Raw genomic sequence first — 21452 nt, 5'->3', positions numbered from 1 at the left:
GGATTGCGGTGCAGGGTATCCCCATGACGCCCTTCACCGTGCAGATCCCGCAGTCCGACCTCGACGACCTGGCCGACCGCCTGGCCCGGACCCAGCTCCCCCGGCCCGCGCCCGGCGACGACTGGACCTACGGCACCCCGAACGCATGGCTGGCCGGGACCGTCGAGTACTGGCGGGAGAGCTTCGACTGGCGCGCCCAGGAGGAGCGGATGAACGCCTTCCCGCAGTACCTCACCGAGATCGACGGGCAGCCGATCCACCACCTGCACGTCCCCTCCGCCGTCGAGGGCGCCACCCCGGTGCTGCTGCTGCACAGCTGGCCCGGCTCGTTCACCGAGTTCCTGGACCTGATCGGGCCGCTCACCGATCCGGTCGCGCACGGCGGGAACGCCGCCGACGCCTGCTCGGTGGTGGTGCCGTCGCTGCCCGGGTTCGGCTTCAGCGCACCGCTCGTCGGTGGCGGCTGGACGACCGCCCGGATCGCGCAGACCCTCGACCACCTGATGCGTGAGCTCGGCTACACGTCCTACGGGGTGCACGGCAGCGATGCCGGGGCGCTGATCGCCCGCGAGCTCGGCCTGCTCGACCCGCCCGGGTTCCGCGGGCTGCACGTGCTGCAGCTGTTCTCGTTCCCCTCCGGCGACCCGGCCGAGTTCGAGCGGCTCGGCCCGGACGACCACGCCGCGCTGGAGTTCATGGGCTGGTTCTCCTCGGTCGGCGGCTACAACGGGATGAACGCCTCCCGCCCGCAGACCATCGGCGCCGCGCTGGCCGACTCGCCGGTCGGGCAGCTGGCCTACTCGGAGCTGTTCACCTCGTTCGGCAACGGCACCGCACTGGTGACCCGCGACCAGCTGCTCACCCAGGTGTCGCTGTACTGGCTGACCAACACCGCGGCGTCCGCGGCCCGGATCTACTTCGAGGACGCCCGGGCGGGGGCCGCCGCGCAGGTCAACCACGCACGGACCGGGGTCGCCGTGTTCGCGTCGGACTTCAGGACGATCCGGACGTTCGCCGAGCGGGACAACTCCCGGATCGAGCACTGGTCCACGTTCGGCGAGGGCGGGCACTACGCCGCCCTGGAGCGGCCGGCCGAACTGGCCGCCGACATCCGGGCGTTCTTCGCCGGCTGAGACGCCCTCAGCCCCGGGTGCCCTCAGCCCCGGGTGCAGAGCCCCTTGGACTCCAGCACCCTGGCGACGGCGGCGTCGTTCGCCTCGGGGGTGATCCGGCCGTCGGCGAGTGCCCGCTCGGCGGCGTCGAGCAGCGGGCCGACCGGGGTGACGTTGGAGAACAGCGCGATGTCCGCGCCGGCCGACAGCGCCAGCACGGTCGACTCGGCCAGCCCGAACCGGTCGGTGATCGCCTTCATCGCGCCCAGGTCGTCGGTCATCACGACGCCGTCGAACCGGTACTGCTCGCGCAGCAGCCGGTAGGCGGCCGGCTCGACGCTGGTGGGCACGTCGGTGGTGAGCCCGGGGACGTCGAGGTGCCCGAGCATCACCCCGACCTGCCCGTCCAGCGGCTTGCCCGGCCCGACCAGCGCCTCGTAGGGCAGCAGGTCGCTGCGCTGCAGCTGGTCCAGCGGCGGGGTGCTCACCGAGCCCTCGTGCGAGTCGCCGGAGCTGCTGCCGTGCCCGGGGAAGTGCTTGAGGACGCCGAACACGCCGCCGGCCTGCTGCCCCTGCGCCCAGGCCTGTGCGTAGCGGGTCACCGTCTCCGGGTCGCCGGAGAAGGCGCGGTCACCGATCACCGACGTCCGCGGCTGGTCGGACACGTCCACCGTGGGCGCGAGGTTCCAGGTGACGCCGCGGGCCCGCAGTTGCGCGGCGCGCTCGCGGGCGATCCCGGTGACCTCGTCGGGGGTGCTGGAGGCGGCCATCGAGCGGGCGCTGGGGATGTCGCCGTCGAGCTCGTCGATTCGCTGGACGCGGCCGCCCTCCTCGTCGACCGCGACCGCCAGCGGGGTGGGCGAGGCGTCCTGCAGCGCCTGCATCCGGCCGTCCTGCAGCAGCGCGGTGCCGTTGCCGCCGAGGAACACGCCGCCGACCTTCGAGTCCCGCACGATCGTCGCGGCGCCGGCCGGGTCGGAGGCGTCGACGCCGACCATCAGCCGCTGCGCCAGCCGGTCGCGCGGGGAGAGCTGCGCGACCGCCGGGGCACAGGTGTCGACCACCTGCCGTACCGGCTCGGCGCTCGCGGGCGCGGCCTGCGGTGCCGGGGCCCGGTCGTCGGCCCGGTTCGCGGTGAGCGCCGGCGTGCCCACGACCACGGTCACCGTCCCGGCGACCAGCGCGCCGGCGACGGCGGCCGTCAGCAGCCCGGCGCCGCGGCGCCGGCGGGCCCCGGTGACCGGGTGGTTTCGTCCTCGCATCGCCGTCCATCGTGACAGCCCACCACCGGGGGCGCTCCGGTGCCCGCACCGGCGCGGACGGGTGGTCCGGCGCCGGGTCAGCCGATCGCCGGGACCCGCTCGCCCGCCGGCGGCGGGCCGGGCGGCGTGCCGTCGCCGAACGGGCGGCCGCCGAGCTCCTCGCGGCCGTGCGGGACCAGCCAGTCCGCGGTGTCCGGGCCGAGCGGCACCACGCCGGTCGGGTTGATCGAGGTATGCACGCCGTAGTAGTGCTGCTTGATCTGGTCGATGTCGATCGTGTCGCCGAAGCCGGGCGTGCCGAACAGGTCCCGGGCGTAGGCCCACAGCACCGGCAGCTCGGTCAGCTTCTGCCGGTTGCACTTGAAGTGGCCGTGGTAGGCGGCGTCGAACCGGACCAGGGTCACCCACAGCCGGATGTCGGCCTGGGTGATCGTGTCCCCGACCAGGTACCGGCGGGTCGCGAGGTGCTCGGACAGCTCGTCCAACCGCGCCCACAGCGCCCAGTAGGCGCGCTCGTAGGCGGCCTGCGACGAGGCGAACCCGCACTTGTAGACGCCGTTGTTGACGTCGTGGAAGATCCCCTCGCCGATCCGCTCGATCGCGTCGGGATCCGGCCACAGGTCCGGGGCGCCGTCGCGGTGCAGCGCCCGCCACTGGGTGGCGAGGTCGCGTTCCAGCGCCGCGTAGTCGTTCGTCACGACCTTGCCCGACGACACCTCGACCATCGCCGGGACGGTGACGCCCTCGTCGTAGCCGGGGATCGCCTTCTCGTAGGCCGCGCGCAGGTACTCGATGCCGAGTACCGGATCGACGTCGCCGGGATCGAGATGGAATCGCCAGCTCCGCTCGTCGTGCAGCGGGCCTGCGATGCCGAGCGAGATCACGTCCTCCAGGCCCAACAGCCGGCGGGTGATGATCACCCGGTTCGCCCACGGGCAGGCCCGGGCACCGACGAGTCGGTAGCGGCCCGCCTCGACCGGCCACGGCGACGACCCGTCGGCGGTGATCCGCTCGGCCACCCCGAGGGGGTCACGTACGAACTCGCCGGTCCCGTCGTCGCTCGCCATACCGGAGACGGTAGTGCGCCGGGGACGTCATCGCAGGTCGCCGGGCGGGGCGACCTTTCCGGTGCGGGCCCGGGCCGGGCCGTCACCGATCCGTGGCACCCCGTCGGGCACGGGGGCCGCACTCTGATCGAACGCGTCCGCACACTCGACCTCCCGTGGAGTGGCATCGTTGGCGCAAACGAGTGAACTTCGAATCCATGTAGTGGTGGAGGTCACAGATTTTCTTTGTGTTGCGCCGGGCGGAACGGGTGCGGCGTGTCGAGGTGCGTGTCGTCACCGCGACCCCCGACGAGCAGGTCCGGCGGGCCGGGTCGCCGCCGTCCGATCCCGTCACTGGTGGGACCGGCCGCAGAGCGGACATGTGACCACGCTCGCCGCGCCGACGAAATGTGGCTGAAACCACTGGTCGCCGGGGGTTCGTTGCGTATAACACAACGTCGCGGCCCGATCCAGACCCCTCGCGGCATACCGGACAGGGCGCGGTTGTCCGATCTACCGTCGAGCCGACCCGCAGCACCCGAAGACTTGTCGAGGAGACGCGGTACATGACGGCCGACCACCGTACCGACAGCGAGCTTCCCGAGCTCGGAAGGACCGTCCAGGAGTTCGGAGACTCCCCGACCGAGGTCCGGGAGTCCACCCACTACAAGCACGAGTACGTGCAGACGTTCGTCGACAAGTGGGACGAGCTGATCGACTGGCGCGCCCGCTACGAGAGCGAGGGCAAGTTCTTCGTCGAGCAACTGCGCAAGCGCGGCGTGCGCAGCGTGCTCGACGTGGCGACGGGGACCGGCTTCCACTCGGTGCGCCTGCTGGAGGAGGGCTTCGAGACCGTCGTCTCCGCCGATGGCAGCGCGGAGATGCTGGCGAAGGCGTTCGACAACGGCATGAAGTTCGGCGGGCACATCCTGCGCGTCGTGCAGGCCGACTGGCGATGGCTCAACCGCGACGTGCACGGCGAATACGACGCCATCATCTGCCTGGGCAACTCCTTCACCCACCTGTTCTCCGAGAAGGACCGCCGCAAGGCGCTCGCCGAGTTCTACGCGATGCTCCGCCACGACGGCGTGCTGATCCTGGACCAGCGCAACTACGACGCGATTCTGGACAACGGATTCTCGTCGAAACACCAGTACTACTACTGCGGTGACGGTGTCGTCGCCGAGCCGGAGCACGTCGACGACGGCCTCGCCCGGTTCCGGTACCAGTTCTCGGACGGCTCCGAGTACCACCTCAACATGTTCCCGCTGCGCAAGGACTACACCCGGCGGCTCATGCACGAGGTCGGCTTCCAGAAGATCGAGACCTACGGCGACTTCCAGTCCAGCTACTCCGACGACGAGCCGGACTTCTTCGTGCACATCGCGGAGAAGGCCTACCTGGAGGAGGCGCTGGAGTCGGAGGTGGAGAACCCGTGACGCAGGCCCAGGCCGCCGAGAACACGGCCCGCAGCTACTACGACTCCGAGGACGCCGACAACTTCTACTCCCTGGTCTGGGGCGGCGAGGACATCCACGTCGGCCTCTACGAGACCGCGGACGAACAGATCGCCTCCGCCAGCCGCCGCACGGTGGCCCGGATGGCGGAGGTCGCCGGCATCACCTCCGGGACCCGGGTGCTCGACCTGGGCTCGGGTTACGGCGGCGCCGCCCGGCAGCTCGCGAAGCGGTTCGGGGCGAGCGTGCACTGCCTGAACCTGTCCCCGGTGGAGAACGACCGCAACATCCGGCTCACCAAGGAGCAGGGCCTCGACGGCCTGGTGACGGTGGCGACCGGCACCTTCGAGGACGTGCCGGTCGAGGACGGCTCGGTCGACGTCGTGTGGTCGCAGGACGCGTTCCTGCACTCCGGGGACCGGGACCGGGTGCTCGACGAGGTCGTCCGCGTGCTCCGCCCCGGCGGGCAGGCGGTGTTCACCGACCCGATGGCGGTCGACGGCCTGGACCAGTCGTCGATCCAGCCGATCCTGGACCGGATCCAGCTGTCGACGATGGCCACGCCGGGCTTCTACACGGCCGGGCTGGAGCGGCGCGGGGCGTCCGCGGTGACCTTCCACGACCACGCCGCGCAGCTGCCGACGCACTATCGGCGGGTCCGTGAGGAGCTGGTCGCCCGCGAGGCGGAGCTGGTCGCCGCGATCTCGGACAGCTACATCGCGAACATGAAGGCGGGCCTGCAGCACTGGGTGGACGGTGGCAACGCCGGCAAGCTCACCTGGGGCATCGTGCACGCCGTCAAGAACTGAAGGCACCGAGTCCACTCCAGGAGGCCCGGCACCCACTCCGGGTGCCGGGCCTCCTGGCGTGCGTGGCGGGCCTCCGGTGTGGGTGCCGGGCCTCCGGCGCGCCGGGTGCTGCTGATCAGCCGCCGTCGTCGCCGTCGTTGTCGTCGCCCTGATCGTCGTCCTGGTTGTTGTTACCGCTGTTGTTGCCGCTGTTGTTGTTGCCGCCGTCGTTGTCGTCGTCACCGCCCTGCTGCTGCTCCTGCTGGGTCGGTGCGGGCGCCTCGCCCCCTCCGCAGGACGCCGCGGTGGTGAGCACGAGTGCCAGCGCGGCGATGGTCCCGAGCAGAGCTCTGGAGAGCGTTGTGCGTCGTATGGGTCCGAGTGTGCGGCGTTCCGGCGCTCGCGCAGCGGCTCCGCAGCAGGCCGGTGGCAGGGCCTGCCCGACCGGCTGCTCAGCCCTCCCGGCCGGCATCGGGCCGGGCGAGGAAGTCGCGGAGCGCGGCGAGGGTGTCGGACGGCTGCTCGTCCACCAGGAAGTGCCCGGCCCGCGCGACGGCCCCTCCGGTGATCAGCGCGGGATCGGCGGCCTCCCGGCGCCAGACCTCCAGCGGGCTCTCGGCGTTGGCGCCGACCACACCCGACTCGCCCCAGAGCACCAGGGTCGGCGCGGCGATCCGGTTCCCGGCCGCGGCGTCGGCGGCGTCGTGCTCCAGGTCGATCGACGCGCCGGCCCGGTAGTCCTCCATCATCGCGTGCCGTGCCGCGGGATCGGCGAACGCGCGCTCGTAGGAGGCCAGCGCCTCCGCCCGGTGCGCGGAGAGCCCGGAGCCCCAGCCGCCCAGCAGCCGGTGCAGGTAGCCGATCGGGTCACCGTCGATCAGCCGTTCCGGCAGGTCGGCCGGCTGGATGAAGAAGAACCAGTGGTAGTAGGCGGTGGCCAGGGCACGGTCGACGTGCGAGTAGACATACGCCGTCGGCAGGATGTCGAGCAGCGCCGCCCGCTCGACGCGACCGGGATGGTCCAGCAGCATCCGGTGCGTGACCCGGGCGCCCCGGTCGTGCCCGAGCACGGTGAACGTGTCGAACCCGAGCTGCTCCATCACCTCGACCTGGTCGCCCGCCATCGCCCGGAACGAGTAGCCCGCGTGGTCCGCACCCGCCTCGGGGCGCCCGGAGGCCCCGTAGCCACGCAGGTCGGTCGCGATCACGGTGTGGTCGCGGGCCAGGTCGGCCGCGACCGGCCCCCACATCGCGTGCGTCTGCGGGAAGCCGTGCAGCAGCAGCACCGGCGGCCCCTGCCCGCCCCGCACGCCGTGCACCGAGACCTGCTCCCCCGGCGCACCGACGGTCAGGTCGAAGGCGGTGAGATCGCCGAGCACCGCGGGTCACCTCCGGGGGGAGTCGCGTCGTCCCCGCGATCCTGGCGGAGATCGAACACCCAGAATCGCAACACGGCGAACCGGAGGAGTCCACCCCCGAGGCTCGCCAGCACGAGTGCGGTGGCCTCCTCCGTGGGCGTCGGGGCGGCCGCCAGTGCGTGCAGGACGACCAGTACGACGGAGCTGTAGCAGGCGTAGAACGCGACGGTGCCGACGTCCTGCACCCACTCCCGGAGCCGGAAGGCGGGCGGCCCGCCGAAGGCGAACCGGCGGCTCAGCTCGGTGCTCAGCGCCGTCGTCAGGACGAGCGCGATCAGGTTCGCCGGGACCGCCGCCAACCAGGGCCGGAACAGCAGGAACAGCGTCGCGTTCAGGCCCGTCGACAACCCGCCGACGGCGGCGTAGCGGCTCAGCTGCCGCAGCAGGGGGCGAGCCGCGGTGAACCGGAGGATCGCCCGGCCGGCCGCGCGCAGGCGTGCGAGGGTCCCGTCCCCCGCCCCGAACGCGGCTGCAGCGCCCACCGACCGACACCCCCTCCACCCGATCTTCTCAGGAGTATCCCCCGGGCGCCCCCGGAACCCGCCGTTTCCGGTCACACCGGTTCACACCTGCTCGCCGCGGTTCGCACCCGCTGCAGTGGGTGCGACCCGCGGCGAGTGGGTGCGGACGGGCGCCGGGTGTGCCGTGCGCCGGGTGTGCCCGACGCGCGGGCGCGGGCGGGTCTCCGAGCCGGCGGAGGGTCGGCGCCGGCGGAGGGTCGGCGCCGGCGGAGGGTCGGCGCCGGCGGAGGGTCGGCGCCGGCGGAGGGTCGGCGCCGGCGGAGGGTCAGAGCTGGAGGAAGACCGTCTCGTCGTCGCCACGGAGGCGGACGTCGAAGCGGTAGCGGCCCTCGCCGTCGGGCACCGCGATCAGGGTGTGCCTGCGGTCCCGGGGCACCACCGCCAGCAGCGGATCGGTGGCGTTCGCGTCGGCGAACTCGGGGAAGTAGATCCGGGTGACGACCCGGTCTAGCAGCCCGCGGGCGAAGACCGAGACGTCGATGTGCGGGGCCTGGCCGGGCAGCGCACCGGGCAGCAGCGTGCGGATGCTCCAGTTGCCGTCGTCGTCGGTGGGGGTGCGGCCGAAGGCCCGGAACTCCGGGTGCCCGGACTCGGCCGGTGACACCGCGCCGCGCGGGTCGTCGGGGTGGTCGAAGCGCCCCGCCGGGTCGGCCTGCCAGGTCTCGATCATCGCGTCGGCCGTCGCGGCGCCGGTGCCGTCGGTGACGGTCCCGCTGATCGTGATCGCGCCCGGGGTGCCCGCCGGGACGACGTCCGGGCCGTCCGGCCAGGGCAGCCCGAGCGAGAGGTACGGGCCGACGGTCTGCGACGGGGTCAGGCCCAGGGACGTCTCGCTCATGCGTGCGGCTCCTCGAAGTGCGTCTGCTCCCGGCCGCGCAGCACGATGTCGAACCGGAAGGCGAGTGCCCACTCCGGCCGGGTCGCGGCCAGGTCGAAGGTGGACACCATCCGGTGCCGGGACTCCTCCGGTACCGAGTTGAAGATCGGGTCCTGGGCGAACAGCGGGTCGTCCGGGAAGTACATCTGGGTGACCAGGCGCTGGGTGAACGCCCGGCCGAACAGTGAGAAGTGGATGTGCGCCGGCCGCCAGGCGTTGTGGTGGTTGCCCCACGGGTAGGCGCCCGGCTTGATCGTGGTGAACGAGTAGTTGCCCAGCGAGTCGGTGAGCGCCCGCCCGCCGCCGGTGAAGTTCGGGTCCAGCGGCGCCGGCCAGTTGTCCCAGCGGTGCGCGTACCGGCCGGCCGCGTTGGCCTGCCACACCTCGACCAGGGTGTCCGGGACCGGACGGCCGTCGGAGTCGAGCACCCGGCCGAACACCACGATCCGCTGACCGGCCGCCTCACCGTGCTCGCCGATGGTCAGGTCGTCGTCGCCCGGGTTCACCGGGCCGGTCAGCAGCGGACCGGTCACCTCGGTGAGCCGGTGCGGCAGCACCACCGGCTGCTGTGACGGGGCGCGGATCCCGGTGCTCTTGTAGCCGGGCGAGTTCAACGGCGGGTGGGTGCCGTCGGGCACCGGCAGGTAGCCGGGTGGCTGGAGCAGCGGCGGCGTCATCGGCGGTTCCTCTCGTGCTGTGCGTGGTGGGACGGCGGTTCAGACCGCGCCGTGCGGGAGGCCGACGTAGTTCTCGGCCAGGCTGGTCGCGGCGGCGCGGGACGTCGCGGCGTAGCGCAGCTGGGAGCGCTGCAGGCCGACCCCGAACGCGTCGCCCGCCTCGGTGTCCGGGGCGAAGCGGTGCAGCATCGAGGTCATGAACCAGGAGAAGTGCTCGGCCCGCCAGACCCGGCGCAGGCAGGTCGCCGAGTACTCGTCGAAGCCGGTCTCGGAGCCGGTGCGGTAGAAGCCCGCGATCGCGTCGGCCAGCACCCGGACGTCGGCGATCGCCAGGTTCATCCCCTTCGCCCCGGTCGGCGGGACGATGTGCGCGGAGTCGCCGGCGAGGAACAGCCTGCCCCGGCGCATCGGCGCCGCGACCATGCTCCGCATCGGCGTGACCGACGGCTTCTCCAGGAACTCGCCCTCGTTCAGGGTGAAGCCGTCGCAGGCCAGCCGGGTGGCGAGCTCGTCCCAGATCCGGCGCTCCGACCAGTCGCCGGGATCGGCGTCGGCGCCGACCTGCAGGTAGAGCCGGGTGACCTCGGGGCTGCGCATCGAGTAGAGGGCGAACCCGTTGTCGTGGTGGGCGTAGACGAGCTCGTCGGTGGTGGGTGCCGCCCTGGCCAGCACGCCGAGCCAGCCGAACGGGTAGACGCGCTCGGCGACGGTGAGCTCCCCGCCCGCAGCGACCGCGGGCCGGGACACCCCGTGGAACCCGTCGCAACCGGCGACGACGTCGCAGTGCAGCACGCACGAGGTGCCGTCCGCGGAGGTGTAGGTGATCGACGGCGCGTCGGTCGTGAGGTCGTGCAGGGCCACCTCGGAGACCTCGAACTCGACGGGCAGCCCGGCCTCGTCGATCCGGTCGGCGAGCAGGTCCTTCACGACCTCCTGCTGGCCGTAGACGGTGATCCCGGTCCCCACCAGGTCGGCGAAGTCGATCCGGTGGTCGGCGGCCGCCTCGCCGGGTGCCTCGGCGAACCGCAGTGCGATCCCGGTGTGCGGCATGCCTTCCCGATCCAGCCGGGCGGCGACGCCGGCCTCCCGCAGCAGCTCGACCGACGGCGCCTCCAGGACACCGGCCCGTACCCGTGCCTCGATGTAGCCGCGGTCGCGGGCCTCCAGGACCACCGAGTCGATCCCGGCCAGTGCCAGCAGCCTGGCCAGGACCAGTCCGGCCGGCCCGGCACCGATGATGCCGACCTGGGTCCGGGTCTCACGTCGCGGCGGGGCGGGGGTCGTGCTCTTCATGATCGGTACTGTCCCGGACCCGGCGGACCCGGCTCGACCGCGCTTCCGCTCTACGGAAGACTGCCGGGTCATGAGCACGCGTCCCGCCAGGTCCGGGGTGACCGCCCGGGTCCTCGACGTTCTCGGGGCCTTCACCGCGTCGGCCCCGGCGCTCGCGCTGAGCGACATCGCACGCCGGTCCGGGCTGCCGCTGACCACCGCGCACCGGCTCGTCGGCGAGCTCACCGCGGGGCGTGCGCTGGAACGCGGCGAGGACGGTCGCTACCGGATCGGGCTGCGGCTCTGGGAGATCGCGCACCTCGCTCCGGCCAGCAGCGGGCTGCGGGAGACCGCGATGCCGTTCCTGGAGGACCTGCACGAGGTCACCCGGCACAACGTGCAGCTCGCGGTCCTCGACCAGGACGATCCGGCGGAGGTCGTCTACGTCGAGCGGCTGTCCACCCGGGACGCCGTCTCGATCGTCAGCAGATCGGGATCGCGGCTGCCCTCGACCGCGACCGCCGTCGGCTTGGCGCTGCTCGCGCACGCGACCCCCGACGATGTCGAGCGGGTGCTCGCCCGCCCGCTGCGCCGGTTCACCCCGTACACCGTGTGCGAGCCGGACGGGGTGCGGGCGCTGCTCGCCCGGGCGCGGGCGAGCGGGTTCGTCGTCTCCGACCGGCAGATCGAGGCGGTGTCGCTGTCGGTGGCGGCACCGGTGCGCGGCGGTGACGGCCCGGTCGTGGCGGCGCTGTCGGTGGTCGTCCCGGCGGACGGGACGAACCCGCACACCTGGGTGCCCGCGGTCCGGGCGGCGGCCCGCGGGATCAGCCGGGCGCTGGGCCATCCGGCCGCCGGGTCCGGCTCCGGGACCGGGACCAGCTAGGGCTCGGGCTCGGGCTCGGGCTCGGGCTGAGCGCGATCACGGACACCGGGGCCGGTCTACTCGGACGGCCCCAGCGACTGCCCGGCGAGCACCGAGAGCAGCTGCAGCTTGTCGTGGGTCTCGCTGCCCGGCGGGGCCGTGTACACGAACAGCAGGTGCGACTGGTGCGGATCGAGCAGGGTCTGGCAGTTCAGCTCCAGCACGCCGACCTGGGGATGGACCAGCCGCTTGACCTCGTCCGGGGTCACCCCGATCTCGTGTTTCTCCCACAACGTGCAGAACTCCTCGCTGCGGACCAGCAGCAGATCGGCGAGCTCTGCGGCCCGGGAGCCGGGACCGCGCAGCGTGGCCACGCCGCGCAGGCCGGACGCGTACATCCGGGACATGAACCCGTGTTCCTCCGCCGGGTACAGGTCACGGGACGACGGATCGGTGAACCAGCGGTAGCCGCGGCTGCGGGCCGGTCCGGTGTAGGCGGTCGCGTCGCCGGTCAGGGCCACCCCCAGCGGGGTCTGGCGCAGCGTCTCCCCCAGCTCGGTGACGATCTCGGCCGGGGTGTCGGCCAGCCGATCCAGCACGCGCAGCAGGCCCGGGCCGATGTGCTCGCTGGTCGAGCCCCGGACCGGTGGGTGCTGACCCGCCAGGCGGAACAGGTGGTCCCGTTCGTCGAGCGAGAGGTGCAGGCCCTGCGCGATCGAGGCGAGCATCTGCTCGGACGGGTGCGGCCCGCGTTCCCGCTCCAGCCGGGCGTAGTAGTCGGCCGACATGTGGCAGAGCGCCGCGATCTCCTCGCGGCGCAGCCCGGCGGTGCGGCGGCGGCGCCCGCGGGGCAGCCCGACGCCCTCCGGTTGCGTCGCCTCCCGGCGGTTGCGCAGGAACGCCGCCAGCCCGGCCCGATCGATCATCGCCCACCACCTCTCCTCGGCCACCGCGTCTCATCAGCCACGGCATCTCATCAGCCACGGCATCTCATCGGCCACAGCATCTTTCCTACCGCCCGGATGCCCACCGGAGCCACGGATCGGGAGTCCGTGGATGAGGCGCGGATCCGGCGCAGTGTGGTGTGCAGGCCCCACCGGGCACCGACATCCAGACCAGCAGGGAGCACCCCATGCCACGCCGTACACCCGAGTTCACCCCTCCCGACCTGACCGGGCGGCGCGCCGTCGTCACCGGTGCGAGTGACGGCGTCGGCCTCGGCATCGCCGCCCGGCTCGCCGCCGCGGGTGCCGAGGTGATCCTGCCGGTCCGCAACCCGGCCAAGGGCGAGGCGGCACTGACCACGATCCGCGAGGCGCACCCGGGCGCGAACGTGTCACTGCGCGAACTCGACCTGTCCTCGCTGGAGTCGGTGGCGGCGCTGGGCGAGAAGCTGGGCGCCGAGGGTGCCCCGATCCACCTGCTGATCAACAACGCCGGCGTCATGACCCCGCCGGACCGGCAGACCACCGCGGACGGCTTCGAGCTGCAGTTCGGAACCAACCATCTCGGGCACGTCGCGCTCGTCGCCCGGCTGCTGCCGCTGCTGCGCGCCGGGCACGCGCGAGTGACCTCGCAGATCAGCGTGGCCGCGGCCCGCGGACACATCAACTGGGACGACCTGAACTGGGAGCGGTCCTACGACGGGATGGCCGCCTACCGTCAGTCGAAGATCGCCTTCGGTCTCTTCGGGCTGGAGCTGGAGCGGCGCAGCCGGGCCGGCGGCTGGGGAATCACCAGCACCCTCTCGCACCCCGGCGTCGCCGCCACGAACCTGCTCGGCGCGCGCCCGGAGGTCGGCCGCGACCGGCAGACCGTGGGCAGGCGGATCATCGGCGCGATGTCCCGCCGCGGCATCCTGGTCGGCACCGCCCGCTCCGCCGGGCTGCCCGCGCTGTACGCGGCGGTCGCGCCGCAGGCACAGGGCGGCCGGCTGTACGGGCCGAGCGGGCCGGGGAACCTCGGCGGCGCGCCCGCCGAGCAGAAGCTCTACACCCCGCTGACCGACACCGGCGAGGCCCGGCGGATCTGGGACACCTCCGAGAAGCTGATCGGTGTCCCGTTCACCCCGGCGACCGAGCGGCCCTGACCACATCGTGATCGATCCGGGGCAGCGCCACGGACCACGGCGTGCCACCGTTGCGGAGTGCGCGACTTCCGCATCGAGATCCCCGAGACCGAGCTCGACGACCTGCGTGAACGGCTCGGCCGGACCCGCTGGCCCGAGCCGTCGACGGTGGATGGCTGGGGCCAGGGCATCCCGCTGGACTACGCCCGCGAGCTCTGCGAGTACTGGCGGACCCGCTACGACTGGCGCCGGGTCGAGGCCGAGATCAACGCCTGGCCGCAGTTCCGCACCGGCCTCGACGGTGGCGGGGACGACTCGGTCGAGGTGCACGTGCTGCACGCGCGATCACCGCACCCCGGTGCGATGCCGTTGCTGCTCACGCACGGCTGGCCGGGCTCGATCGTCGAGTTCCTGGACGTGCTGCCCGCGCTCACCGATCCCCCGGACCCGGCCGATGCGTTCCACGTCGTGCTGCCGACGCTGCCCGGCTTCGGGTTCTCCGGCAAACCGGCGGTGCCGGGCTGGGGTGTCGAGCGGATCGCGGTGGCCTGGGCCCAGCTGATGGACCGGCTCGGCTACCAACGGTTCGCCGCGCAGGGCGGCGACTGGGGATCGATGATCACCTCCGCACTCGGCACCGCGGCCCCGGAGATGCTCTACGGCATCCACCTCACGATGGCGCTCGCCCCGAAGCCCGACGACGTGGACCTGCCGCTGTCGCGACAGGAGAAAGCCGACATCGCGTTCTCGAAGAGCTTCGACCGCTACGGCAGCGGCTACTCCGCCGAGCAGTCCACCCGGCCGCAGACCATCGGCTACGGCCTCGTCGACTCCCCCGTCGCGCAGTGCACCTGGATCGTGGAGAAGTTCTGGGACTGGACCGACTGTGCCGGGCACCCGGAGAACGTCGTCAGCCGGGATCGACTGCTGGACAACGTGATGCAGTACTGGCTGAACGGCACGGGGGCGTCCTCGGCGCGGCTCTACTGGGAGAGCTTCGCGCGGCGCCGGATGGAGGACGTCGACGTCCCGACCGGTGTCGCCCAGTTCCCGCAGGAGATGGTGAAGCTGCCGCGCTCCTGGCTGGAGCGCCGCTTCACCGACCTGCGGCACTTCTCCCGGCCCGACGTCGGCGGGCACTTCGCCTCGCTGGAGCAGCCGGAGACCTTCGTCGAGGAGGTGCGGACCTTCTTCCGGGGCGTCAGACCACCAGCAACGACGCCGTGAAGCCGTGCAGGTGGTTGCGGCCGCCGATCGGCCCGATCTCCCCGGCGGCGAAGAACCCGGCGATCCGCGGCCGATCGGCCGCGGCACGGCGGGTGACCGGATCGGCCGCGGCGGACTCCGGATCGAGCCCGGCCAGTACGGCGCGCACGTCGTGGTCGGGATCGCCGAACATCCCGGCGCCGCGGCCGTTGCAGGAGAACAGCAGCGCCCCGGCGACGGGCCCGGACCGGCGGACCGGGCCGAGCAGCTCGTAGAGGTTCTGGGCGGCGCCGATCGCGTCCCGGACCTGGAAGCGGACGGTGGTGCCGACGTCGACGACGTCTCCGGCGACGACGGACCCCTCCTCGGCGTTCACCGCCAGAACCGGGCGGACCAGGAAGTCGCCGCGCCCGAGCTCCCCGGCGTGCTCGTCCACGGCGACACCGATGTGCAGCCCGCGCAGCGCCTGCTGCTGCTCGTCCGGCGGCAGCGCCCCGACGATCTCGCGCAGCTGCCGCGCGGCGGGCCGCCCGGCCAGCTCGGCGATCCGGTTGTGCTCGGCCCGGGTGACGACCATCGGCGGCCCGATCGGCCGGCAGCCCTGGCTCACCACGATCCGGGGCGCCGGACCACCGCCGATCAGCACGCCGACCGCACCCCCCTGGTGCACCCGGCCGTCGACGAACAGCCGGTTCGCCTCGGGGCCACCGGGGCCGCTGGCCATCCCGCCGATCACCGGGAAGCCGGGGTGGGTGTCGTTCACCCGCTCCAGGACCCCGGAGATCGGGAACTCGTACGGGTCGGCGAGCAGGATCGCGGCGGTGTCGTCCGCATCCGGGGTGCGCACGCCGCGCCCGGTCATCGTGTCCGCGCCGTCCGGCCCGGCACCGGGACGGCGCTCGGCCACCGGGGCGACCGCCCGCACCCGGGTCCCCGGCAGGCTCGCCGCCCAGACCGCCACCGAGGGCTCGCCCTCGACACCGCGGGCGTCGGCGATCACCCCGTGTGCGGTGGCGCCGATCGCGGCGGCCCCGCCGGCCAGCTCCATCACCCGCAGACCGGCGGCCTCGACCTCCTCGGTGGGCAGCTGCGGCCCGGCACCCGGGCAGACGAAGAACACCACCAGATCGGGAACGGCGCCGTCCAGCGGACCGAGTGCCTGGGCGGTCGCGACCTCTGCGGCGCCGGTGAGATCCGGCCCGACGGCGAGCCCGTCGCCGACCCGTCGTCCGGTCGCCGGGGGTGTCATGCCGCCTCCGTCCGGGACACCCGCCGGGCGCCCGCTCCGATCCGGCGGCGGGATGCCACCGGTGCTCGCCGCGACGCTACGGGAGCGCCCCGGGCGCTGCCATCAGCCCGGGCCGGCCACGGGACCGATCAGGTTTTGGACTGGTCGTTGCTCAGCCAGCGCTCCGGACGCATCCGGACCAGGACCGAGTCCGCATCCGGCCCGTCCCCGACGAACGCCGCGGCCTCCCCGTCCGGCAGGTACCGGCCGGCGATGGCCGTCGCCTCGGCCCGGGTGGGGGCGCGATCGGCGGCCGTCACCGGCCCCTCGGCGGTGACGTAGCGGTAGGGGACGGTCTCCGACTGCACGGTGAAACTGAACCGCCCGGCGGCGCGGATCGCCCGGTCCTTCGCCGATCCCCGGTGCATCCACAGCAGGATCTCGCCGTCGCGGTAGTCGTACCAGATCGGCACCGCGAGCGGCGCCCGTCCGTCCCGCTCCACGGCGAGCACGCCGACGTGTACGCCGGCGAGGAACGCCTCCCGCTCATCGGGGGCCATCACGAACGACATGCCCTCTGCGACCTCCCGCGGGCGTCGGTTATTCCCTAGCCTGCCGCCGTGGACGCATCGACCGAGGAGCTGCGCGGCGCGCACGACGCGATCGCCGAGCTGTACGCCGAGGTGCTGGCCGACTCCCTCGACCGCTCCCCCGAGGACCGGGCCGTGCTCGACCTGTTCCGCGAGCTGCTGCCCGGGCACGGCGTCGGCGTCACCGTCGCCGACATCGGCTGCGGCTCCGGCCGGGTCGCGGATCATCTCGCGCGGCACGGCGTCCGGCCGCACGGTGTCGATCTCTCACCGGAGATGGTCCGGGTCGCCACGCGCGACCACCCCGGCATCCCGTTCGAGGTCGCCGACCTGCGGCGGTTGCCGTTCGCCGACGGCGGGCTGGCCGGTGCGGTGGCCTGGTACTCGCTGATGTACCTGGCCCCGGACCAGCGCGCGGCGGCGTTCGCCGAGATCGCCCGCGTCCTCGCGCCCGGGGGTCTGCTCGCGGCCGGGTTCAAGCTGGGTGACGACACACCCCGGCGCGGTGGCGCCGCAGTGGGTGTCGCGTTCGACGTCTACTGGCTGTCGATGCAGGAGTTCGAGCGGCGGCTCGCCGACGCCGGGTTCCGCACGGTGTTCCGGGCCGAACGCCCACCCCGGCCCGACCGGCCCGGTGAGGACCAGCAGCAGGGCTACCTGCTCGCCGAACGGCTCGGGAGGGGCTGAGCCGTGCGGACCCATGTGGCGCTGTTGCGCGGGATCAACGTCGGCGGGACCGGGAAGGTCCCGATGGCCGGCCTGCGCAGTGCACTCACCGGGCGCGGGTTCACCGACGTCGGCACCTGGATCCAGTCCGGCAACGTCGTGCTGAGCGTCTCCCCGGACAGCCCGGACGGCCCGGCGGAGATCGCTGCGACGGTGGAAGCGGTGCTGCGCGAGGATTTCGCGGTGCCCCGCCCGGTCGTCGTGTTCGGCCGCGACGAGTACGCGGCGGCCGTCGCGGCGAACCCGTTCGCCGGATCCGGTGAACCGGCGCGACTGCACGCGGTGTTCCGGTCTGCACCCCCGTCCGACGACGACCGGCGGCGGCTGGACGCCGCGCTCGCCGCGGAGCGGGCCGCCGGCGGCCGAGGTGACGCCGCCGTCGTCGGGCGGGTGGTGTACCTGCACCTGCCGGACGGGTTGGGGCGCAGCACGCTCGCCGCCCGGCTGACGGCCCGCTCCGGAGCCACGGACGGCGGCGGCACCACCCGCAACTGGACGACCGTGGGCAAGCTCCTGGAGCTGCTCGGATAGCGCATGCGTGCGCGGCAGCCGGTGCGGGTAGTCGTATCGTGAGACATAGTGAACGTGATCCGCGCGGCAACCGCCGCGCCCCGTCACCGAGGAGGTCGGAGACAACCGATGGCCGAGTACACGCTCCCGGATCTGCCGTACGACTACAGCGCGCTCGCCCCGCACATCGCGCCGGAGATCATGGAGCTGCACCACTCCAAGCACCACAACACCTACGTGCAGGGCCTGAACGCCACCCTGGAGAAGCTCGCCGACGCCCGCGAGAAGAACGACTTCGGTGCGATCGTCGGTCTCGAGAAGACCCTCGCGTTCAACCTGGGCGGGCACGTCAACCACTCCGCGTTCTGGAAGAACCTCTCCCCGGACGGCGGCGACAAGCCCACCGGTGACCTCGCCTCGGCGATCGATGAGGACTTCGGCTCCTTCGACGCGTTCCAGGCGCACTTCACCGCCGCCGCCACCACCATCCAGGGCTCCGGCTGGGCCATCCTCGGCTACGACCAGCTCGGTGGCCGGCTGCTGATCCACCAGCTCTACGACCAGCAGTCCCAGCTGCCGGCCGGCCAGACCCCGATCGTGCTGCTCGACATGTGGGAGCACGCGTTCTACCTGCAGTACAAGAACGTGAAGCCGGACTACGTCAAGGCCTGGTGGAACGTCGTCAACTGGGCGGACGCGGCCGAGCGGCTCGCCGCCGCGAAGGGCTGAGAAACCCTCCGCACAGTCCCCGCGTGCCCCGTCCGGATCTCTTCCGGGCGGGGCACGCGTGCGTCTACCGGTGCGCGCCCGCTCCGGTCACCCCGGTGACCCGCAGCAGCAGGTGCATCGCCAGGTCCACCGACCGCTCCCGGACGTCGGCGCGCCCCCCGGGCAGCTGCGGATCCCGGGCGAGCACCTGCCCGTCGGCGGTCGTCACGCAGAAGCAGACGTAGCCGACCGGCTTGGCCTCGGTCCCGCCACCGGGCCCGGCGACACCGGTGACTCCGACTCCGATGTCGGCGCCGAACCGCTCCCGGGCGCCGTCGGCCAGCGCGCGGGCGACCTCCGGAGACACCGCGCCGTGCTCGGCGATCAGCGCGGGATCGACGCCGAGCAGCGCCGACTTCGCCTCGTTCGAGTACGCGACCACGCCGCCCGCGACGTAGGCCGACGAGCCCGCCCGGTCGATCAGCCGCCCGGCCAGCAGCCCACCGGTGCACGACTCCCCGGTCGCGACGGTCCGGCCGCTCGCCAGCAGCGCTCCCGCGAGCAGCTCGTCGGTGCTGCGCCCGTCGTCGCTGATCAGTCTGCGCCGGTGGGCGTCGACGATCCGGCCGGACAGCTCGCGGGCGGTGTCCTCGGCGCCCGGCAGCGGGTGCAGGTCCACCTCCAGCTCCGAGCGCCGCAGGCAGGTCGTGACCTCGACCCGGGAGGTGTCCAGCTCCCGTTCGATGTCCCGCAGGGTCGCGGCGATCTCCGACTCGGGCAGCCCGGCGAAGCGCAGCAGGATCGGCTCGGCGCGCGGGGTGCGGGCGAGCAGTGCGGCGACCGGCGGGGACGCCAGCGCCGCGGGCCACATCCCGGTCAGCTCACGCGGCGGCCCCGGCAGGACGACGACGAGCGGCCCGCCGGCACGGGCCACCGCCAGGCCCGGTGCGGTGCCGACCGGCTCCAGCACGCTCGCCCCGCGTGGCACCCGGGCCTGCTTGGCGATCGAGTCGTCCAGCGCCGGCCCGTCCCAGCCCGTCCGGGCGACCCAGCCGGCGACCTTGGCGTGGATCCGGCCCTGCAACGCGGTGTCGACCTCCATCGGTGCGTCGCAGAACTCGGCGACGATCTCAGCCGTCAGGTCGTCGGCGGTCGGGCCGAGCCCGCCGGTGGTGACGACCAGGTCGTCGCCGGCGACGAACTCCAGCCCGGACCGCAGGTCCTCGGGCCGGTCGCCGACCAGCAGCACCCGGCGCACCTCGAACCCGAGGTCACCCAGTGCACGGGAGACGAACGGACCGTTCGCGTCGGCGACGAGGCCGGTCAGCAGTTCACTGCCGGTGACCAGCACGGACGCGGTGGGGCGGGACTCGGCCATGATCCGAATCTACCTGCCGGTGCCGCCGTGCACGCCCGGCGAACGGCCGCAGCCGACCGGCCCGGCCGAACCGGTCACCCGGCCTTGAACCGGATGGAACCGGGCAGGCTCCGTTCACTCGATCGAGGCCCGCGCGACCGCCGTCACCGCAGGAAGACCAGCCCGGCGACCCGGTGTGCGCCACGCCTCACTCGATCGATGCACATCACGCGCTCGCGACACGCCCAGGACTCACTCCGGACGGCGTGTCCCCGCGTGATTCGATCCGCTCGTCGTGGCGCCGAACGGATCCGGGCAACCTCCCGACCGCGGGATGCCGACCGGCACCCGACCCGGACCAGGGAGAACACCGCCGTGTCCACCGGAACCGGTGACACGGCCGCAGATGCTGACGCTGCGTTCCTGTCCGCTGTCCCCCGGCCACTCTCAGTGTCGTCTCAGCGCCGGTGGTCGACACTGTGTCGCATGTCAGGGAACTGTGCGACCGCGGACGCCGCGACCTGGGTGGGCGAGCTCGACCGGCTGCTGCCGCTGCGCGACCTGCGGGTCGGGCCCGGGTTCCACGCGGCCCGGCTCCTGGTGACCGTCGGCGGCTCCCCGCAGGGGCAGGTGACGGTGCCGCTGCGCGGTGGCCGTGCCACGGTCGCCGATCTGGAGGCCGCCCTGATCACCCTCGGATCGCCCGAGCTGGTCGCCCCGGCTCCCGTCGCGACCGACCCGGTCACCGTGGTGATCGCGACCCGCAACCGGCCGGCCTCGCTGTCCCGTTGCCTGGCCGCGGTACTCGCCTCCGATCACCCGGCGCTGTCGGTGATCGTGGTCGACAACGACCCCGACGACGAGCTCACCCGTGACGCCGTCCAGGCAACCGGATCGCCGCGCGTCCGCTACGTCCGCGAGCCGCGCCGCGGCGCCTCGGTCGGGCGCAACCGCGGTCTCGCCGAGGCCCGCACCGAGCTCGTCGCCTTCACCGACGACGACACCGAGGTCGACCCGGCCTGGGCCTCCCGTCTCGCCGGCGCCTTCGCCGCCGATCCCGAGCTGGCCTGCGTGTCCGGCCCGGTCCTCGCCGCCCGCCTGGGCAGCGCCGAGGAGCGCGCCGCCGACGTCGCACTGGCCTGGAACAAGGGCTTCACCGCTCGCCGCTTCTCGCTCGACGACCCGCCCGCCGACTCCCCGATCTTCCCGTTCGCACCCGGCCTGTTCGGCATCGGCGCCAATCTCGCCGTGCGCGCCGCAGCGGCCCGCTCGGTCGGCGGCTTCGACGAGGCGATGGGGCCCGGTACACCCACCCACGGCGGCGAGGACTGCGAGTTCCTGGTCCGGATGATCCTGGCCGGGAACATCCTCGGCTACGCCCCCGGCGCCTACCTGTGGCACCACCACCGCCCCGACCAGGACGCGCTGCGCGCGCAGCTGGAGGGCTACGCCGTCGGGCTCGGGAGCTTCCTGGCCAAGGTCGCGCTGTCCCCCGAGGGCCGGGCCGTCGCGCTGCGCCGGCTGCCCGCGGCGCTGGCCCGGCTGCGGCACATCTCCGCCCGCGAGGCGGGTGCCGGTGACGCCATCCCGAACGACGCCGACCAGACCCGTACCCGCGGACTGCTCACCGGCCCCCGTGCCTACCTGCGGTCCCGGCGGGCCGTGCGCCGGGCCGGCGGCGCGGTGCCGCCGCTGATCGGGCGGAGCCTGCCGGTCGTGGTGCCGGGCCACACGGCCGAGCGCACCCCGGTCATTCCGGCCTGA

22 protein-coding genes are annotated in these 21452 nt (G+C 73.3%); 10 read left to right on the top strand and 12 right to left on the bottom strand.

The window, feature by feature from the left end:
* The first annotated feature begins 23 nt into the window (after nt 1–23).
* A complete protein-coding gene (locus tag Pdca_RS07380) occupies nt 24–1133 on the top strand; it encodes an epoxide hydrolase family protein (RefSeq protein WP_085915433.1) in 1110 nt (369 codons plus the stop codon).
* A 23-nt stretch (nt 1134–1156) separates the two neighbouring features.
* Here Pdca_RS07380 and Pdca_RS07375 read toward each other — a convergent pair whose 3' ends face one another.
* Nucleotides 1157–2374, bottom strand: a complete 1218-nt coding sequence (locus Pdca_RS07375) for a glycoside hydrolase family 3 N-terminal domain-containing protein (RefSeq protein WP_085915434.1) — start codon at nt 2372–2374, stop codon at nt 1157–1159.
* Between the two features lie 77 nt (nt 2375–2451).
* Entirely contained in the window at nt 2452–3441 is a 990-nt protein-coding gene (locus tag Pdca_RS07370; protein ID WP_085915435.1) for a glutathione S-transferase family protein, read from the bottom strand.
* Nucleotides 3442–3986: 545 nt separating this feature from the next.
* Here Pdca_RS07370 and Pdca_RS36710 point away from each other — a divergent pair.
* Nucleotides 3987–4859 carry a glycine/sarcosine N-methyltransferase gene (locus Pdca_RS36710; protein WP_174824404.1) on the top strand — a complete coding sequence of 291 codons (873 nt, stop codon included), beginning with the start codon at nt 3987–3989 and terminating at the stop codon, nt 4857–4859.
* A complete protein-coding gene (locus tag Pdca_RS36705; RefSeq protein WP_174824405.1) occupies nt 4856–5686 on the top strand; it encodes a methyltransferase domain-containing protein in 831 nt (276 codons plus the stop codon). Before Pdca_RS36710 ends, Pdca_RS36705 begins: the two co-directional genes overlap by 4 nt.
* A 115-nt stretch (nt 5687–5801) precedes the next feature.
* Here Pdca_RS36705 and Pdca_RS07360 read toward each other — a convergent pair whose 3' ends face one another.
* The 6 genes from Pdca_RS07360 to Pdca_RS07335 all read right to left on the bottom strand — a co-directional run bounded on the left by Pdca_RS07360 (nt 5802) and on the right by Pdca_RS07335 (nt 10451).
* Nucleotides 5802–5981, bottom strand: a complete 180-nt coding sequence (locus Pdca_RS07360) for a hypothetical protein (RefSeq protein ID WP_085915436.1) — start codon at nt 5979–5981, stop codon at nt 5802–5804.
* Nucleotides 5982–6117: 136 nt separating this feature from the next.
* A complete protein-coding gene (locus tag Pdca_RS07355; protein ID WP_085915437.1) occupies nt 6118–7044 on the bottom strand; it encodes an alpha/beta fold hydrolase in 927 nt (308 codons plus the stop codon).
* Nucleotides 7014–7565: a GtrA family protein gene (locus Pdca_RS07350; protein ID WP_158092284.1), complete on the bottom strand. Its 552-nt coding sequence runs from the start codon at nt 7563–7565 to the stop codon at nt 7014–7016. The genes Pdca_RS07355 and Pdca_RS07350 overlap by 31 nt, the downstream gene beginning before the upstream one ends.
* 304 nt (nt 7566–7869) lie before the next feature.
* Nucleotides 7870–8442: a protocatechuate 3,4-dioxygenase subunit alpha gene (gene pcaG, locus Pdca_RS07345; RefSeq protein WP_085915439.1), complete on the bottom strand. Its 573-nt coding sequence runs from the start codon at nt 8440–8442 to the stop codon at nt 7870–7872.
* Complete coding sequence (gene pcaH, locus Pdca_RS07340) at nt 8439–9158, bottom strand: protocatechuate 3,4-dioxygenase subunit beta (RefSeq protein ID WP_085915440.1); 720 nt, start codon at nt 9156–9158, stop codon at nt 8439–8441. Before pcaH ends, pcaG begins: the two co-directional genes overlap by 4 nt.
* A 39-nt stretch (nt 9159–9197) precedes the next feature.
* Nucleotides 9198–10451: a 4-hydroxybenzoate 3-monooxygenase gene (locus tag Pdca_RS07335; protein ID WP_085915441.1), complete on the bottom strand. Its 1254-nt coding sequence runs from the start codon at nt 10449–10451 to the stop codon at nt 9198–9200.
* Nucleotides 10452–10521: 70 nt separating this feature from the next.
* Here Pdca_RS07335 and Pdca_RS07330 point away from each other — a divergent pair, with 70 nt between their 5' ends.
* Nucleotides 10522–11316, top strand: a complete 795-nt coding sequence (locus tag Pdca_RS07330) for an IclR family transcriptional regulator (RefSeq protein ID WP_085915442.1) — start codon at nt 10522–10524, stop codon at nt 11314–11316.
* A gap of 56 nt (nt 11317–11372) precedes the next feature.
* Here Pdca_RS07330 and Pdca_RS07325 read toward each other — a convergent pair whose 3' ends face one another.
* Nucleotides 11373–12221, bottom strand: a complete 849-nt coding sequence (locus Pdca_RS07325) for a helix-turn-helix transcriptional regulator (protein ID WP_085915443.1) — start codon at nt 12219–12221, stop codon at nt 11373–11375.
* 206 nt (nt 12222–12427) lie between these two features.
* On the opposite strand from Pdca_RS07325, the gene Pdca_RS07320 reads away from it, so the two are divergent.
* The gene (locus Pdca_RS07320) at nt 12428–13384 is read left to right on the top strand and encodes an SDR family oxidoreductase (RefSeq protein ID WP_085915476.1); all 957 of its coding nucleotides are present in this window, start codon (nt 12428–12430) and stop codon (nt 13382–13384) included.
* 57 nt (nt 13385–13441) lie between these two features.
* The gene (locus tag Pdca_RS07315) at nt 13442–14590 is read left to right on the top strand and encodes an epoxide hydrolase family protein (protein ID WP_085915444.1); all 1149 of its coding nucleotides are present in this window, start codon (nt 13442–13444) and stop codon (nt 14588–14590) included.
* On the opposite strand, the gene Pdca_RS07310 is transcribed toward Pdca_RS07315, so the two are convergent.
* Together Pdca_RS07310 and Pdca_RS07305 are read right to left on the bottom strand one after the other, a co-directional pair.
* Nucleotides 14565–15818, bottom strand: a complete 1254-nt coding sequence (locus Pdca_RS07310; protein WP_085915445.1) for an FIST signal transduction protein — start codon at nt 15816–15818, stop codon at nt 14565–14567. The two genes, Pdca_RS07315 and Pdca_RS07310, sit on opposite strands and share 26 nt — an antisense overlap.
* Before the next feature lie 128 nt (nt 15819–15946).
* Nucleotides 15947–16369, bottom strand: a complete 423-nt coding sequence (locus Pdca_RS07305; protein WP_085915446.1) for a pyridoxamine 5'-phosphate oxidase family protein — start codon at nt 16367–16369, stop codon at nt 15947–15949.
* A 48-nt stretch (nt 16370–16417) separates the two neighbouring features.
* Here Pdca_RS07305 and Pdca_RS07300 point away from each other — a divergent pair, with 48 nt between their 5' ends.
* From Pdca_RS07300 to Pdca_RS07290, 3 genes are all read left to right on the top strand, one after another.
* The gene (locus Pdca_RS07300; protein ID WP_085915447.1) at nt 16418–17074 is read left to right on the top strand and encodes a class I SAM-dependent DNA methyltransferase; all 657 of its coding nucleotides are present in this window, start codon (nt 16418–16420) and stop codon (nt 17072–17074) included.
* 3 nt (nt 17075–17077) lie between these two features.
* Entirely contained in the window at nt 17078–17644 is a 567-nt protein-coding gene (locus Pdca_RS07295; RefSeq protein WP_085915448.1) for a DUF1697 domain-containing protein, read from the top strand.
* A gap of 108 nt (nt 17645–17752) precedes the next feature.
* Complete coding sequence (locus tag Pdca_RS07290) at nt 17753–18352, top strand: superoxide dismutase (RefSeq protein WP_085915449.1); 600 nt, start codon at nt 17753–17755, stop codon at nt 18350–18352.
* 64 nt (nt 18353–18416) lie between these two features.
* On the opposite strand, the gene Pdca_RS07285 is transcribed toward Pdca_RS07290, so the two are convergent.
* Entirely contained in the window at nt 18417–19709 is a 1293-nt protein-coding gene (locus Pdca_RS07285) for a competence/damage-inducible protein A (RefSeq protein ID WP_085915450.1), read from the bottom strand.
* Nucleotides 19710–20174: 465 nt separating this feature from the next.
* On the opposite strand from Pdca_RS07285, the gene Pdca_RS07280 reads away from it, so the two are divergent.
* Nucleotides 20175–21452: a glycosyltransferase family 2 protein gene (locus Pdca_RS07280; protein WP_125911293.1), complete on the top strand. Its 1278-nt coding sequence runs from the start codon at nt 20175–20177 to the stop codon at nt 21450–21452.

The organism is Pseudonocardia autotrophica, from assembly GCF_003945385.1.
GTDB classification, from domain to species: domain Bacteria; phylum Actinomycetota; class Actinomycetes; order Mycobacteriales; family Pseudonocardiaceae; genus Pseudonocardia; species Pseudonocardia autotrophica.
This window is presented reverse-complemented; position numbering and strand designations above follow the sequence as displayed.